General features: G+C 61.8%; 13 protein-coding genes. 6 read left to right on the forward strand and 7 right to left on the reverse strand.

Annotated features, from left to right (window positions below; genetic code table 11):
• Nucleotides 1-111: 111 nt before the first annotated feature.
• From ACFY9W_RS26775 to ACFY9W_RS26805, 7 genes are all read right to left on the reverse strand, one after another.
• Complete coding sequence (locus ACFY9W_RS26775) at nt 112-1,011, reverse strand: transporter (RefSeq protein WP_391137141.1); 900 nt, start codon at nt 1,009-1,011, stop codon at nt 112-114.
• A 77-nt stretch (nt 1,012-1,088) separates the two neighbouring features.
• On the reverse strand, nt 1,089-2,150 hold the full coding sequence (locus ACFY9W_RS26780; RefSeq protein WP_391137144.1) for a 2Fe-2S iron-sulfur cluster-binding protein: 1,062 nt from the start codon (nt 2,148-2,150) through the stop codon (nt 1,089-1,091).
• Between the two features lie 11 nt (nt 2,151-2,161).
• The gene (locus ACFY9W_RS26785) at nt 2,162-2,521 is read right to left on the reverse strand and encodes a phenol hydroxylase subunit P4 (RefSeq protein WP_391137147.1); all 360 of its coding nucleotides are present in this window, start codon (nt 2,519-2,521) and stop codon (nt 2,162-2,164) included.
• A 64-nt stretch (nt 2,522-2,585) separates the two neighbouring features.
• Nucleotides 2,586-4,100 (reverse strand): YHS domain-containing protein, encoded by a 1,515-nt coding sequence (locus ACFY9W_RS26790; protein ID WP_391137150.1) that lies wholly within the window; start codon nt 4,098-4,100, stop codon nt 2,586-2,588.
• A 32-nt stretch (nt 4,101-4,132) separates the two neighbouring features.
• On the reverse strand, nt 4,133-4,402 hold the full coding sequence (locus ACFY9W_RS26795; protein ID WP_391137153.1) for an MmoB/DmpM family protein: 270 nt from the start codon (nt 4,400-4,402) through the stop codon (nt 4,133-4,135).
• Nucleotides 4,399-5,394, reverse strand: a complete 996-nt coding sequence (locus ACFY9W_RS26800; RefSeq protein ID WP_391137156.1) for an aromatic/alkene monooxygenase hydroxylase subunit beta — start codon at nt 5,392-5,394, stop codon at nt 4,399-4,401. The genes ACFY9W_RS26795 and ACFY9W_RS26800 overlap by 4 nt, the downstream gene beginning before the upstream one ends.
• A gap of 55 nt (nt 5,395-5,449) precedes the next feature.
• Nucleotides 5,450-5,707, reverse strand: coding sequence for a phenol hydroxylase subunit (locus tag ACFY9W_RS26805; RefSeq protein ID WP_391137159.1), 258 nt, complete (start codon nt 5,705-5,707; stop codon nt 5,450-5,452).
• Between the two features lie 373 nt (nt 5,708-6,080).
• Between ACFY9W_RS26805 and ACFY9W_RS26810 the strand changes: the two genes are divergently transcribed.
• From ACFY9W_RS26810 to ACFY9W_RS26835, 6 genes are all read left to right on the forward strand, one after another.
• A complete protein-coding gene (locus tag ACFY9W_RS26810) occupies nt 6,081-7,757 on the forward strand; it encodes a sigma 54-interacting transcriptional regulator (protein WP_391137162.1) in 1,677 nt (558 codons plus the stop codon).
• Between the two features lie 411 nt (nt 7,758-8,168).
• On the forward strand, nt 8,169-8,624 hold the full coding sequence (locus ACFY9W_RS26815; RefSeq protein ID WP_391137165.1) for a DUF3304 domain-containing protein: 456 nt from the start codon (nt 8,169-8,171) through the stop codon (nt 8,622-8,624).
• Nucleotides 8,612-10,936, forward strand: coding sequence for a phospholipase effector Tle1 domain-containing protein (locus tag ACFY9W_RS26820; RefSeq protein ID WP_391137168.1), 2,325 nt, complete (start codon nt 8,612-8,614; stop codon nt 10,934-10,936). The genes ACFY9W_RS26815 and ACFY9W_RS26820 overlap by 13 nt, the downstream gene beginning before the upstream one ends.
• A complete protein-coding gene (locus ACFY9W_RS26825) occupies nt 10,923-11,492 on the forward strand; it encodes a DUF3304 domain-containing protein (RefSeq protein WP_391137171.1) in 570 nt (189 codons plus the stop codon). The genes ACFY9W_RS26820 and ACFY9W_RS26825 overlap by 14 nt, the downstream gene beginning before the upstream one ends.
• A 282-nt stretch (nt 11,493-11,774) precedes the next feature.
• Nucleotides 11,775-14,546 carry an amino acid adenylation domain-containing protein gene (locus ACFY9W_RS26830; protein WP_391137174.1) on the forward strand — a complete coding sequence of 924 codons (2,772 nt, stop codon included), beginning with the start codon at nt 11,775-11,777 and terminating at the stop codon, nt 14,544-14,546.
• 97 nt (nt 14,547-14,643) lie between these two features.
• Nucleotides 14,644-15,174, forward strand: coding sequence for a sigma-70 family RNA polymerase sigma factor (locus ACFY9W_RS26835; protein ID WP_391137177.1), 531 nt, complete (start codon nt 14,644-14,646; stop codon nt 15,172-15,174).

Raw genomic sequence — 15,174 nt, forward strand, 5'->3', positions numbered from 1 at the left:
CGCGGGCGGCGCTCGATCTCACAGGCGCTGAAGATGCCGTGGCGAGCACCTGGCAACCCTGATGCCATTGCAAGAAACCATAGAATCTCCCACAGTGCAGAAAGCATGCGTTCAGAAAGGCAAGGTCAGCTTCAACCAGTAGGCATCGCCCTGGGCGCGGTTGCGCACTTCGGTTTCCTTTGACCACTTCGCCGTCACGAACCAGCCATCCTTGCCGCTGTATTTGATCGACGGGCCCACGGCAAAGCTGCGCCCTTTGTTGCCCTCGACACGCTCACCGTCCTGATTGTCGTCGGTGGTCTGGCGATAGTAGTACCCCCCTACCCCCACTACCCAGCCATTGCCCAACCCCCACCCCACGGCATAGTCCACATGAAATTCCTGCCCCGAGCGGTAATCGGTGGCCGGGTTGCGCCGGTTGAAGTCGTACATCACCTTGGCATCCAGGTTGAGCCCGGCCGGGTCGATGTAGCTCATCGCATACACCGGCTCGAACACCCAGTAATTGCGCCCCGGGTTGGCCAGGTCGTCCTTGTCGTAGCGGCCGGTGGGGGCAATCATGTCGAAGGCCAGGATGCTGTGGAACTTGTCACTGTGGTGAAAGCCCAGCGCCGGGCCGAAGATCACATCACCCAGCCCGCTGTTGTGCTGCGACTGGCCATTGAGCGAGACCTTCACATCCACCAGCGGCACGATGGCATGCAGCGCCAGGCTGCCACCCAGCACCGTGTAGTCACTCACCCAGATCAACCGCGGTACGACGGCGTTGGCACGCACACGAAAGTCCACCGGCAGTTTGCGCCCGTCGTTGCCACGCAGGTTGTCGGCCTCGTAGTGGTTGACGAACAGCTGGCCATAGAAGCCCGGGGGCGGCATGGCGCCAGACATGTAGTTTTCGGCACCGAGCGGGTAGGACGTGCCGCCCCCTTCGGTGGCATGGCAAAGGTTGGCAGCGCCGAACAACGAAGTGCACACGGCAAGGCGCAGCAGGTTTGCAGGGGTCAGGGTCATCGGGTCAACCTTTCTTGTTGTTATCGGTCGGGTGCATGCCGGCCCCCTGCAAGCCTGGGAGCCGGGCATCAAGGGGTTCAGATGCGCTTGAACAGGGCCGAACGCTGGCCTTCGCTGGCGCCATCGGCGGCGCTGTAGAAGCGCTCCATGAAGATGTCGCGCTCGAACAGGCGGCCCTGCATCAGGCAGCTGATGGCGGCATCGATCATCGGTGGCGGGCCGCACAGGTAGGCCTTGTGACCGTTGAAGCGGCCATTGAAATACTGCCTGGCGGCGTCGTGCACGTAGCCGCGCATGCCCTGCCACTGCTCGTCTTCGGCGGCCTGGCTAAGGGCGGGCACGTAACTGAAGTTGGCATGCTGGGCAGCCAACGCCTCGAACAACTCGCGGTTGTATAGCTCGGCACGGGTACGGGCACCCTGGAACAGGGTGATACGCCGGGTATCGCCACGCGCCAACAAGTCGAGGATCATCGACTGCGGGCTGGACAACCCCGAGCCGCCAGCAATGAAAACCAGGTCGCCCGGCTGCGAGCTGCGCACGAAGAACTGCCCGTAAGGGCCGGACAGCGCCAGCGCATCGCCCACCTTGAGCTGATGGTGAATGTGCCCGGTAGCCGCACCGCCTTCCACCAGCCGCACATGCAGTTCCACCTCGTCGGCCCGCTGCGGCGGGTTGGCCAGGGAGAATGCCCGGCTGCCTTCGATGCCGGGCAGTTGCAGGTTCACGTACTGCCCGGCCTGGAAGGCCATCGGCCGATCGAGCTTCAGGTGCACGCCACGAATGGTGGGTGACAGCTCGACCAGTTGGGTGACCACCGCACGGTAGTCCTGCACCGGCAGGCCGGCAAAGTCCGGGTCAACATCGATGTCGGCCTCGATCACCAGGTCGCTCTGCGGGATGGCGCAACAGGCCAGCACCTTGCCCTCGTCGCGCTCCATGTCCATCAGCGCGAAGGGCGAAGCCGCGCCGAGGTCGACCTCGCCTTCCAGTACCTGGCACTTACAGGTGGCACAGGTGCCGTGGCCACAGGCAAACGGCAGCCACACGCCCTGGCGCAAGGCAGCTTCGAGGATGGTCTGCCCCTCCTCCACTTCAATCTGTTCGCCGGTTGGTTCGATGGTGACTTGATAACTCATGGCGGCAATCCTCAGTTATGGCTGCCGCCCAGGCCTTCAAGGCCGGGGGTGTGCAGGTGCAACAGGCTTTTGTGAGCGACGCCGTTGGCCGCCAGGCCACAGGCCAGGTCGGGCGTGAACGGCTGCTCATCCAGGCGCCACTGCGCAGCGGCAAAGTCCACCTGGGCAGCCTCCGGGTGCAGGGCAATGGCCGGTTTGACCACCTGCTCGATGAAGGCGGCAAAGGGTTGCGCCGGGTCCACCGGCAGGGTGAACGGTGCGCAGAACAGCAAGTGGTTCTCCCAGCACAGGTAAACCAGCTGGGCGCCGTGGAAGTTGGCCTGGAGGTCCAGGGGTTTGGCGGTGTAGGTGCCGATGGCGGTCACGGGCATGGCGTTGTTCCTCTTGTTCTTGTAGGGCCAGGGCGCAGCAACGGCGCCCTGGTGGTTCGATGGCTCAGACGGCCTTGCGCGCGGCACCCTGCAACGCCTGCCAGCGCGCCTGTTCGGGCGAGCCCTGGTACTCGAAGTTGTCCTGCCCGGGGTTGATGTTGTAGTAGTCGCGCACCACCGACTCGACATCGCCGCCACCGCAGTTGCCCTGCAAGATCTGATGCACCGGCAACCAGGCCTGCACGTACTTTTCCGGCTCGAAGGCGAAGATGTCGCAGCAGCCATCGGAGCAGAAGTGGTAGCGCTCGCCTTCATGCACCAGGCTACGGTGGCTCAACTGCGTGGGCGCATCCGGCTCGGTGAAGGCCAGCGGGATCTGGCAGATCTGGCAGAGCATCGGCAGCGTCGGGTTGTAGAAGCGTTCGCCCCGCGCCTGCAGATCGCGCCAATGCTCGTAGCGCGGCCGGTAGTAACGGTCGAAGGTGTCCGGGTACTTGGCCGACAGCCAGTCCAGCTCCTCGTCGGTGGGGATCCAGGTGTGGAAGTTGGTAGCCTGGCTGTACTGGTAGAAGATCGACCAGGCCTGGTGGCTGATGTGCTCCTTGCCGATGGTGGTCTGCTCGACGTACTTCGGCGGGCGGATGCCATAACGTTCCAGGTCCTTGAACAGCGCGCCACCGGCCTGCTCGAAGTACACCTCCCAGGCTTCGGCCCAGGACATCACCTTGTTCGGCAGCATGTAGTCCATCATCATCCCGACCAGGGTCAGCAGCCGGTAACCACGCCAGAACCACTTGTCGATCCAGCGCTGCACGATGGGCACGTTGTCTTCGTGCTGCTCCAGCAGGAACTTGATCACCTCCAGGCCCAGGGTCATGTGCCGGGCTTCGTCGGACTGTGCCGAGAAGCCGAAAGTGACCGTGGCCATGTCGCCGTTGAACGCGGCACCCGACATGAACGGCACGAACAACAGGTTGGTCAGCACGTACTCGAACGAAAACGAGATTGCGGTGAGGAACTCGAACGGCCCCGCCGTGCGCGCATCCTCGAAGAACGACTTGGGCACCGACAGGAACCACACCCGGTCATGCATGTGGGCAAAATCATGCAGGCCGTTGAAGTGCTTGTTGTAGTGGCTCATGGCGTGCACCTGGGTCTGCACGTGGCGCAGCTCGTCGATGGCCTGCATCTGGCAGGCCACCCGCGCCCCTGCCCCACCGAAGTGCCGGCCAACCCGGGCAAACCCCTGGTAGGCCTGGTACTCCAGCGGCGTAACGCCGCTCAGGAACAGCTTGAGGGCATTGACGTAGCGGGCGTCGGAGATGTTCTGATGCCCGTTGTTCTGGGCAAAGGCATCGAAGATCGCGTACAGCTTCTTCTCTTTTTCGGCCTGGTACTTCCAGTAGGCGTCCATGGTCAGGCGGAACGGGTCTTCCCACTTGTCCCAGTCGGTGATCTTGATGCCTTCGAACCGCTCGTAGGGGTAGATGGCGTCCTTGCTCTGGTAGCTTGGCTCCCAGCCCAGGTCGCGGGTCAGGCAGCGGTACTTGTCTTTCTGGTTGAGGCGCTTGGCGGCCATGGTGGTCTCCCTTGTTCTTGTCGTTGTGCGGATCAGTTCCAGTGCAGGGCGAAGCAGTCTTCGTCTTCCTCGACGTTGCCGCCCAGGGTGATCACGTCGATCAGCATTTCCTGCACGTCCCATTCACGGCCGATCTTTTCCTCCACCGTGGCGCGGTGGATTTCCAGGCGCCCTTCGGCCTGCACGCGGATCATCGCCGGCTGGTGCTGCACCTGGGCATGCGGGTTGTCCTGGCTGATGGCCTCGACGATGTAGCGGGCGCTGTCGTTGTCCTGGAAGGCGATGTACACGAGGGAAGTCATGCGGCGTCTCCACTGAGGCCCAGTTTTTTCAGGCGTGCGCCAAAGGTGCTGTCGATGGCATCCAGTGCTTCGCGGCCAGGGCCAGCCTCGGCCAGCGGCAGCAGTGCTTGCACAGCGCGGCTGCGCCATTGGCATACCCAGCCCTCGATCAATTGGCGGTTGGATGGGCTTTCGGCAACGGCAGTCTTGACCAGGGCGTCGACCCAGCGCTGGCTTTCGGCAAACCACAGGCGCATGAACTCGGTAAGCATGCCCAGTTGCCCTGCCCCGATGGCCACCAGTTGCGCATCGAAGTGCTCGAACAGCAGCGGGTACAGCAGGCCATCGCTGACCAGGTTCTGTGCCAGGCTCAGCTCGAACCAGTCGCGCAACACCAGGCTGTCTTCCACGTAGCGGCGCAGCCCTTGCCAGGCCGGCTCGTGCAGCCAGCGTTGCTTGGCCTCGGCCAGCAGCGCCAGGCCGTCGTCCTCCAGCAGCAAACCGATGCGCGACAGGTATTGGGCAATGGCCAGGCGGTCCATGGCGTGGAACATGTGCATCTGGGTGACGCTGGTGCCGAAGGCGTCCGCAGCGATGCCGCTGTTGTTCATGTTGGCGCCCAGTTCGGCGTGGCGCAGGGGCAACAGCAAACGCGCAATCAGGGCGCGGGTTTCGGCTGGCAGGCTGGCCAGCAGCTCGCGCTTTTCACAGAACACGAAGCTGTGCTCGGCGTTTTCCTGCATGCGTGCGCGGGCTTGCACATAGGCGCCGTAGTAGTACTGGCGTGGGTCACTGACGGCGTACCAGTCGGCCATCTGCACCGCGGTGCGGCTGGGGTCGTTGAGCAGTTTGTCGGGCTGCCACAGCGGGCGGTAATGGAAGTTGCTGGCGGCCTCGATGTCGAAGCTGGCTTCCTGATAGCGGCTGGCAGGTTTGTCGCCGAAACGCCGGCGGGTGTGGCTGAAGGTCTGGCGGATCGGCTCGACCGTGGCCGTCTTGATCTCGATGCTCATGCAAGGCGTCCTGTACTTGTTGTTGTGGGGATGCAATGCGCCGGCAGGCGGCGCTCTACTCGTCCGCGTCGCGGCTTTCGCCGTACCGCCACTTCTGCATGTCGGCATCGACAGCAGCGGCCATCGCGGCGTCCATGTGCTGCACCCGGTTACTGGCGCAGAAGCTGGCAAAAGCGGTGTGGGGCAGGACCAGTTCAACGAACAGGTCCGGGTAACCGATGGCGAAATCGAATTCGACAAAGGCCGCGTCCGGCGCGCTGCGCACACGGACGTAGCGCGGCATCTGTTCGAAGGAAGGGCTGGCTTGGGTCATGCGCTGATGCTCCGGTTGGACGTACCGAGGGCTAGAGCAACGGCTATGCCAGACGCCGTTAAAACATTAAAAAAACGCATACCATATTGTTTTATATGGTTTTTATTTTGTTCATGGTGTGATCAGGCGCGGCGGCGCGAGCGCGTTGCAGCTTGCCCGTTTGATCATTTGCGCAATCGCGCCTGCGCCGTTTGAGCAAATGGCAAACATGACGGGTGATTGACTTTTGCCCCGCTTTCAGGCGGTTTAGAAAAGAGAATGACCCGGGGCCTTGCCTGCACACCGCGGTCGTCCGGCGTGACCAGTCAACCCGCCTTGCCTGAGCGGGCGCACGCCAATTCCCCATACAACTACAAGCAAGGGGCGCAAGCGAATGATTACCCAGTACAGGGCGCCGGAACCTGCGCCGGCGCTGAAAGACCTGACCGAGCGGGTGCGGTTTGAAGGCACCGAAGGCAAAGTCTGGCTGGACGAGCAGCGTATGCTGCTGGTGCAGGCCGCGACCATGGCCAGCATGCGCCGCGAACTGATCGAAATGCTCGGTGTGGAGCGGGCCAAGGGCTTTTTCCTGCGCCTGGGCTACCAGTCGGGGCTGAAGGATGCCGAACTTGCGCGCAAGCTGCGGCCCAACGGCAACCCGGTGGAAATGTTCTTCATCGGCCCGCAGTTGCACTCGCTCAAGGGCATGGTCAAGGTGCGCCCGCTGCAGCTGGAAATCGACCTGGACAACGGCCATTTCTATGCCGATATCGAATGGCAGGACTCCTTCGAGGTGGAAAACTGCCAGTCCGAAGCCCTGCATTCCGACCAGCCGGTGTGCTGGATGCTGCTGGGTTATGCAATCAGCTACAGCTCGTTCTTCCTTGGCCGCCAGGTGCTGTACAAGGAGGTCAGCTGCCGCGGCTGTGGCGGCAGCGAATGCCGCATCATCGGCAAGCCGGTGGAGCAATGGGACGATGCGGACACCTTTTTGCGCTACTTCCAGAGCGACCCGGTGATCGACGAACTGCAATCGCTGCAGGTGCAGGTAGCCAACCTGCGCCAGCGCCTGCAGTACGAGTCGGGGCAGTTCTACGGCATCGGCCAGTCGGCGGTGTACCGGCGCTGCTGCACGCTCACCGACAAGGTCGCCCCGGGCAAGGCCTCGGTGCTGTTGCTGGGCGAAACCGGGGTTGGCAAGGAAGTGATCGCCCGCAGCCTGCACCTGCGCAGCGAGCGCGCTGGCGCGGCGTTTGTGGCGCTGAACTGCGCGACCATCCCGCCAGACCTGATCGAAGCCGAGCTGTTCGGCGTTGAGAAAGGCGCCTACACCGGCGCCCAGCAGGCGCGCATGGGCCGCTTCGAGCGGGCCAACGGCGGCACGCTGTTCCTTGACGAAATCGTCGAGCTGACCCCGCGCGCCCAGGCCAGCCTGTTGCGGGTGCTGCAGGAAGGCGAACTGGAACGGGTGGGAGACAGCCGCACGCGGCCAGTGGATGTGCGGGTAATCGCTGCTACCCACGAGAACCTTGAACAGGCGGTCAAGGACGGCCGTTTTCGTGCCGACCTGTTCTACCGGCTGAACGTGTTCCCGGTGCAAATCCCGGCATTGCGCGAACGCCGCGAAGACATCCCGCTGCTGATCGAGCACTTCCTCGGCCGCCTGCACCAGAGCTACGGCAAGAAAACCCGTGGCCTCAGCGACCGGGCGATGCAGGTATGCCTGCAGTACGACTGGCCGGGCAACATCCGCGAACTGGAAAACCTCATGGAGCGCGGGGTGATCATCACCGATGAGAATCAGAGCATCGGCCTGGACGCGCTATTCCCGCATGCCCCTCCGGCTACCGACAGTATTGGCTTGGGCAGCGATGGCCGGCTGGTGGCGGGCGGCGACCAGGCTTCGCCCGGTTGGGTGGCGCAGATTCTCGACAGTGGTACAGGCCTGGACGCCGTCGAGGAGGCGCTGATGCAGGAAGCCATGCAGCGCTGCGGGCAGAACGTTTCCGAAGCCGCCCGCCTGCTCGGCATGACCCGCCCTGCCCTGGCCTATCGGCTGAAGAAGGGGTGAACTAGCCGCCGCGATTTTTTGCAAGGCCGTGCGGGAACAATTGTCTTGTGCAAAATCTGAAAGCTTGCGCAATCCCTGTGAGAGACCGAAGCAGCTTCCTGATCACTCGCACAAGCGCCTGGACAGCTCCAGCTTGTAGGGCATTTCCGAAAATGACCTGCTTTGCCGATTTGCGCTTGATGATGCATGGCCGCTGCGCCAAGTTCATTGCCTTTGGTAGTCCTCCTGGGGGTGTGGTTTAGCCACACAAGCCAGGGCCATGAATCGGCAAGGAGCTTGGCATGGATCTCTTACATAGCGTTGCAGCGCCTCAGTGCGCCCCCACGGCGGGGCTGGAGTCATTTCCATGCCAGTAGCCGGCATTGTCGGGGCATCGCACTGGCGGTTCTGGGCACGGCCACCTTGATACCGATGGGTGAAGCACACGGCAGTACGATTGAGGCGGTGAACCATACCCATTGGGCGATCAACCATTTCAGTGTGGATGGACGATCGGGAATAGACATCATTGGTGCGTATCAGGGTGGAGGGGGGGCATGCTGCGTTGTGCTTCCTGAGCGATGGTACTCAGGCCTGAAGGTTCGAGTCGACTGGGAAACAGGTGTGTCAGGATCAAAAGGGTTCCCCGGGTTTGTTGATCGAGAAAAATATTCAAAATGGCTCGCTGATGCCGACGCGCAGAAGCGCCAACATAGCCAGCTGATTTCCGTCCCCGATTACACAGGCCAAAAAGTCTGCGGCATCACAGTCCACTTTCTGCCCTGCGACGACATTCAAGTCACTACATCCTGTTATGCGTACGGCAACCCCGAATACCCGATCAAAACCCCTCTGCACCTGCCGGAGCCTCAGTCATGTCCAAAGTAAACAAAGCTCCTGTTTGGTATCCACCTGAGTTCCCACTGCAAGGCCGTTTGCCGCAGCGTGACTTTGAGGTTCACCAAAATCTCTGGCGCCAGCGCAGCATGGAGCGTGACTACCACGACGCACTATGCGTGGCCTCAGGCTCCCGCGTGATGCCGCCATGCTGCAAGACCTTGCACGTCAGCCTGTTCTTCGATGGCACGGGCAACAACCTGAACAATGACCTGTATGAATCGGCCGTACCGCACCCCACCAACATCGCCCGCCTGTTCCGCGCGACCATCGGCGCTGGTCATGCCGGTGGCACCTTGCACAATGGCAAGGCGCGTTGGTTGACTGATGAGGCGGGCAGTGGCTACGGCCAGTACTTCAAGTACTACATGCCGGGTGTAGGCACACCGTTTCCGGAAGTGGGCGATCTGGATTACACCAGCGATGGTCTGGCCTTCGCCCGGCGTGGCGAGGAGCGGATCAACTGGGGCCTGTTGATGGTCATTGATGCATTGCGCCGTGCGATCGGCCTGCCGCGGCTGGACAATGCCACCCTCATGGCGGCGGTCGAAGAAATGGGCACCTGGCGGGGCACCGAATGGATCACGGGCCGGGCCAACCGGGGCAGAGTGTTCCGCCGCGAACTCAAGGCCTTGCAGGAGCCATTGCGCTGGGCGCTGAGCGCGTTGCCACCCAGTCAACCGACCCTGGTGGGCATGAAATTGTATGTGTATGGGTTTTCCCGAGGCGCGGCGGCGGCGCGGGCGTTCGTCAACTGGTTCAACCAGTTGCTGGTGCCGAAAGAGCCCACGCCGACACTGCAGATCAGCAACTTGAAGTTGCCGGTCAGCGTTGAGTACCTGGGCCTGCTGGATACGGTGGTTTCGGTGGGGTTGGCCGATATTGCACCGGGCGCGAATGGGCATATGGGCTGGGGCGATGGTAGCCAGGAGCTGCCGAGAAGTCCGCTGGTCAAGCGATGCCTGCATATCGTCGCCAGCCATGAGCAGCGCTTGAGCTTTCCGCTGGAGTCGATCCGGCGAGAGGACGGGACGTATCCGGATAACAGCGTCGAGGTGATTTATCCGGGCGTGCACAGTGATCAAGGGGGAGGATATCCGCCGGGTGATCAGGGCAAGGCAGTAGGAGACGCTGATGACTTACTGTTGTCACAAGTTGCCCTGAATGATTTGTATGCGGATGCTTTTAAATATGGTGCGCCGTTAAAAGTGCCTGAGAGCGTATTGCCTCAAGAAATAAGTGGTGAGCAGTGGCGCGCACTGGATATCGAGATATTACGATCATTTGATTGCGCCGAGGACTTAATTAAGCGTTTCAATTCTTGGCGTATTGCGACGCTATCGTCAGGACAGGCTTCTTCAGGGAATGAGCAATATTATAGTCCATATATTTCAGCTTCTAATCTTGAAATTGCACTTCGTAATCAAATGGACTGGCTCACCGCCTGGCGCATTGATCGCTACGCCTTTGGCAGCCTGGAAAATACGCCTTTCTATCACGCCGCCACGGATGAACACGCAACCCCCGAAGCCCGGGCTACGGCTGAGGCCGCACGTAACCGAAAACAGAACGAGGTCGTCAAGCGTCGTAAGATGCAGATGTACCGAGAGCTGCACGGTGCTGCGAAAATGCCGTTGGAACCCGGGGTCAAAGACTTCGACCCCGATAGGTCAAAAAGTCAGTTACGCGAAGCCGCCGAGGAGTTCCGCAAGATTTACCGTGACCTCGACAGCGACCCCTACCTGACTTTCTTCAGGCGCGCGCGCTGGGTCAACGTTCCGGCATTCATTACCTACTGGAACAGTGCGCAAAAGATAGCCGAGCACGAGCGCATGAGAGCCGGTGGACAAGCCAAGGTCAACCAACTGTTCCCGCCAACGCCATGGCAGAAGAACCCTAGCTCGGTAACCAACCGTGGAAACGTGGACGAGAGGCGGAACAGTAACCAGCCAGAGGGCCTGCTGAGGGCGCTGTTCGACGACCACGTGCACGACTCCCGTGCCTGGTTCCTTCATGCCTTGCTCAACAACACCTACAAAGGGGCAGCCGTTACAGCCGGGCGAGAGCCATGGGGCAGTTATTTCACCGAGCGCATGGTGTTCTTTGGCGAGACCAACCGCAGGGATGTGGCATTCATCGAGGACTCCGACGGTACTGGGGGCTTGGGCACTTTCGCTGAGCTGGACCCGGCTCAGTCTCAAATACTGGAAGATCAACAACGGGCTCGCACTCTACAAAGAGTCAGCGCGGTATGGGATGAGTACTACGCAAAGATCGGCGGAGGCAATGATGAGCAGGTCTGATCAAGGCGCCAATGTTTCGCATCCACCAAGATCACTAATAGCCTTGAAGCAATCAGTTGGTCTGGCTGCTTGGTACGCCGCATTTGTCATCAGCGGTTCGATACCGCTTGCTCAAGCGAGCACCATCGAAGCAATCAACCATACCCATTGGGCTATCAACCATTTCAGCGTGGATGGACGTTCCGGAATAGACATTGTTGGGCCGTATCAAGGTGGCGGAGGGGGGTGTTGTTACATAGCGCCACAGGAATGGGTACCCGACATGATGGTGCGAGTGGTCTGGGAAACCGGTACAGCGTACTCAGATGGTTTTACTGGTTTTGCCGACAGACCCAAATACCTGGCTTGGGTAGAGAAGATAGAAGCTCAAACACGCCAACATAGCAAACTGGTCGCAGTCCCCGACTACACCGGCCAAAAAGTCTGCGGCATCACCGTCCACTTCCTGCCCTGCGACGATATTCAAGTCACCACATCCTGCTATGCCTACGGCAGCCCAGAGTACCCGATCAAACTGCCGCTGCACTTGCCGGAACCTCAGTCATGTCCAGGCTGAAGTAGCGAGCCACGCGACCGGAGTCGATCCAATGCAAGCTGCCACCGATCGACTTCGAGTCTACGATCACCCTGTTAACCCACCAGTCCAGACTCATGCCAGCCACCGCAGTGGATTCTTCGCGGGCACGCCCGCTCCCACAAGGTTCGCGCACTGCCTGCGAAATCAAAGTTGTGTCCCCGCCCATCGCAAGGCAAACACTCCGATTGGCGCCATCGGCCACCCTGCACTAGCGTTGTGCTACCAGCCAGCCCCAACGTTCATGCGGAGCCTTCACCCATCATGCCGGACCTGCGCCCGAACCCGACGCTGCGCCTGGAGTACCGTGCCGAGCAGCCGATTCACCATGCGTTCCTGAACCAGGCCACCCGCTGCCCGGATGCCATCGCCATCACGGCCCAGCACGCCACCTGCAACTACGCCCAACTGGCGCAGATCAGCCAAGGCATTGCCGGGTATCTGGTGGAAAACGCTGCCAGCGGCACCGATCGCGTCGTCATCATCGCCAGCCGCTGCGCAGGCCTGGTTTACGCCATGCTCGGCTGCCTGCGCGCCGGCCTGGCCTTCACCGTGGCTGACGCGGCCTACCCGCCTGCACGCATCGAGCAAATTGTCCGCGCATTGAAACCGGCCGTGATCCTGCGTTGTGGCGAAGCCACTGTCGGCGCGCACGGCCCCCTTGTCGTCACCGTGCCCGAAGCCCCCGCCGAAGCACTGCAAGCCTTTGCCTGCACGCCTGTCGCGCTGCCCGCCGTCAGCCCCGAACAGCCGGCCTACGTTACCTTCACTTCAGGCAGCACAGGCGAACCCAAGGGCATTGTCACCCACCACGCGCCACTGGTGCATTTCATTGACTGGCATGTGCGCCAGCACGGCTTCACCCAGGCTGACACCTTCTCCCTGCTGTCCGGCCTGGGCCACGACCCGGTGTACCGCGACGTGTTCACGCCACTGTCAATTGGCGCATCCATCGCCTGCCCTGCCCAGTCCATCCTGACCGACCCGTCACAGCTGGCCAACTGGATTGAGCAGCGCGGCGTCGGCGTGATCCACCTCACCCCGCCGCTGGGCAAGCTGATCGAAACCGGCGCGCAGATGAATAGCCAGGTACTCGATCAGCTGCGCTACCTGTTCTGGGGCGGCGATGCGCTCAGCCCGGCGCTTTACCAGCGGATACGCGCCATTGCGCCCAATGCCGTCAATGTGAATTTCTACGGCACCACCGAAACGCCGCAAGCCATGGCCTTCCATACCCTTGACCCGAATGCCGACACTGCCCGGGTACCGTTGGGCAAAGGCATCGCCAACGCACAGTTGCTGGTGGTCGACCCGGCAAACCAGCTGGTCAGCGAGGGAGAAACCGGTGAAATCCTGATCCGCAGCCCCTACTTGTCCCAGGGTTACTGGGGCGACCCGGCACTGACCGAGGCCAAGTTCGTCGCCAACCCCTTCACCGGCAACCCAAGTGACCGCTGTTACCGCACCGGTGACCTGGGCACCTACCTGGCAGATGGCAGCGCCAGTTTTCTGGGGCGCGGTGACAGCCAGGTGAAAATCCGTGGCCATCGCATCGAGCTGGCAGAAATCGAGAACGCCATCACTCGTCATCCCCACATCGGCCAATGCGTGGTCATGGCCAACCACGACAGCGCGGCGATCCGGCTGGTTGCCTATTGCGTCGCGCAGCAGCCGACCACTGCCGACACCCTGCGCCAGACGCTTGCCAGGCAACTGCCGGACTACATGGTGCCGGCGCTGTTCGTATTCCTGGAAGCCCTGCCGCTCACCCCCAACGGCAAGGTCGACAAACGCGCCCTGCCCGCGCCATTTGATGACAGCAGCAACCTGCCCTTGTCGCCACTGGCCGAAAAGCTGAGCACAGCCTGGGCACGGATCCTTCAGGTGCCACGCCTGGACGCCAGGCTGAGCTTTGTCGAGCTGGGCGGCGACTCACTGTCGTTCGTGCAGGCCTCGCGGGTGCTCGAAGAGCTGATCGGCCACCTGCCAGAACGGTGGGAAACCCTGCCCGTGTGCCAACTGGCCGAGCTGAACACACCGCCCAAGGGCGCGTGGCGGGTGATGGAAATGCCCGTGTTCGTGCGCATGCTCGCCATCATCCTGATCGTGGTCGGCCACCTGAGCGAGTTCGACCACTGGCTTATCGTTGGCGAAACGTCCGTGCTGTTCCTGGTCTCCGGCATCAGCCTGGCGCGCTTCCAGCTCAAGGCCATTGAGGAACGTGGCGATGCTCGCACATTGTTCAGGTCACTGGCGGCCATCGTGGTGCCGACGCTGTTGTACACCGCACTGATCCAGCTGGTATTCGACCGGTTGCACTGGCAATCGCTGCTGCTGGTGTCCAACTGGTTCCCGGCCAGCGAGGTCAGCGTGTTCAATTACTGGTACATCGAAGTGCTGGTGCAGATGATCCTGATCATCGGCCTGGTGCTGTCGATCCGGCGCGTGCGCCAGGTCGTCCTCGCCGACCCGTTCCGCTGCCTGATCATTGCAGCCTGTGCCCTGGTGGCACTCGATGTGCTGCTCAGCCGCTTCGTGTTCGACGCCAGTGCGCTGTTCAACCGGGTACCGCAGCACTTCCTGGCAGTGATGGTGCTGGGCATGGCCGTGCACCATGCCGACACCACGGCACGCAAATGGGTGGCCAGCGCGGTGGCCGTGCTGGTGGTTGGCGAGCTTGACCTCATGGCAATTGCCGGGGTCGGCTGGGAGGCGTTCTCGCACTATGTCGATATCGCGCTGCCGGCGATGCTGGCCCTTATCTGGGTCCGCTCGGTGCCAGTCCCCGCGCTGGTCGCGCGGGCAGGTGCGGTGATCGCCTCGGCAACCTTGTATATCTACCTGACGCATTTCCAGTTCCAGTCGCTGGCGGACCATGTGTTCAATCACCCGCTGTTCGAGGTAGCCCTGGCGCTGGCCGGCGGGGTGCTGGTGGCCTATGGCTGGAATACCCTGCTGCGTCTGCTTTTTACCCGCAGGCGCAAGCGGAACCAGGCGCACGGGGCAGATACTGCCGAGCGCGCTACCTCCGCTTGAGCGGACGTGCCGGCGCATGCGCACTGATTGCAAACCCTGAAATACTCTGCATAAAATGCGAACCATTAACATTTGCAAGCAATTTCAGGCGGCATGGATGAGCACCCCGGACGCAGCATTCACCTCTCAAGTCAGCCAGCTATACCGGGCGCAGAGCAAATGGCTGCACAACTGGCTGAAGCCGCGGGTGAACTGCAACCATCTGGCCGCAGACCTGGTGCAGGATGTGTTCGTGCGGGTCATGTCTGCTGCCGATGCCGCGGTAAAGCTCGAAGCCGTACGCGAACCCAAAGGCTACCTGGCTACCATCGCCCGCCGCCTGATGATCGATCACCTGCGCCGTGTGCACCTGGAAAGGGCCTGGCTGCAGGTGCTCGCGGAGCAACCCGAAGCACTGGACATCTCACCTGAACAGCGCTTGGCCTTGCTGCAAACCTTGTTCGAACTCGACGCCATGCTGGCCGCGCTCGGGCCCAAGGTGCGCGAGGCATTCCTGCTGTCGCAGATCGATGGCATGCCCTACAGGGAAATCGCCACCCGGCTGGGTATTTCCGAAGTCAGCGTGCGCCGTTACGTTGCCAAGGCAGCCGAGCACTGCATGATCTACAGCCTTGGCCTGGGCCTGTGA

This window comes from Pseudomonas sp. NPDC008258 (assembly GCF_042956345.1).
Classification (GTDB): Bacteria; Pseudomonadota; Gammaproteobacteria; order Pseudomonadales; family Pseudomonadaceae; genus Aquipseudomonas.

Excerpts from the sequence above, each read along its gene's own strand:
- ACFY9W_RS26805 (WP_391137159.1), bottom strand. The coding sequence starts at position 5,707 with ATGACCCAAGCCAGCCCTTCCTTCGAACAGATGCCGCGCTACGTCCGT.
- ACFY9W_RS26780 (WP_391137144.1), bottom strand. The coding sequence starts at position 2,150 with ATGAGTTATCAAGTCACCATCGAACCAACCGGCGAACAGATTGAAGTG.
- ACFY9W_RS26820 (WP_391137168.1), top strand. The coding sequence starts at position 8,612 with ATGTCCAAAGTAAACAAAGCTCCTGTTTGGTATCCACCTGAGTTCCCA.
- ACFY9W_RS26835 (WP_391137177.1), top strand. The coding sequence starts at position 14,644 with ATGAGCACCCCGGACGCAGCATTCACCTCTCAAGTCAGCCAGCTATAC.
- ACFY9W_RS26815 (WP_391137165.1), top strand. The coding sequence starts at position 8,169 with ATGGGTGAAGCACACGGCAGTACGATTGAGGCGGTGAACCATACCCAT.
- ACFY9W_RS26785 (WP_391137147.1), bottom strand. The coding sequence starts at position 2,521 with ATGCCCGTGACCGCCATCGGCACCTACACCGCCAAACCCCTGGACCTC.
- ACFY9W_RS26810 (WP_391137162.1), top strand. The coding sequence starts at position 6,081 with ATGATTACCCAGTACAGGGCGCCGGAACCTGCGCCGGCGCTGAAAGAC.
- ACFY9W_RS26790 (WP_391137150.1), bottom strand. The coding sequence starts at position 4,100 with ATGGCCGCCAAGCGCCTCAACCAGAAAGACAAGTACCGCTGCCTGACC.
- ACFY9W_RS26795 (WP_391137153.1), bottom strand. The coding sequence starts at position 4,402 with ATGACTTCCCTCGTGTACATCGCCTTCCAGGACAACGACAGCGCCCGC.
- ACFY9W_RS26825 (WP_391137171.1), top strand. The coding sequence starts at position 10,923 with ATGAGCAGGTCTGATCAAGGCGCCAATGTTTCGCATCCACCAAGATCA.
- ACFY9W_RS26800 (WP_391137156.1), bottom strand. The coding sequence starts at position 5,394 with ATGAGCATCGAGATCAAGACGGCCACGGTCGAGCCGATCCGCCAGACC.
- ACFY9W_RS26830 (WP_391137174.1), top strand. The coding sequence starts at position 11,775 with ATGCCGGACCTGCGCCCGAACCCGACGCTGCGCCTGGAGTACCGTGCC.
- ACFY9W_RS26775 (WP_391137141.1), bottom strand. The coding sequence starts at position 1,011 with ATGACCCTGACCCCTGCAAACCTGCTGCGCCTTGCCGTGTGCACTTCG.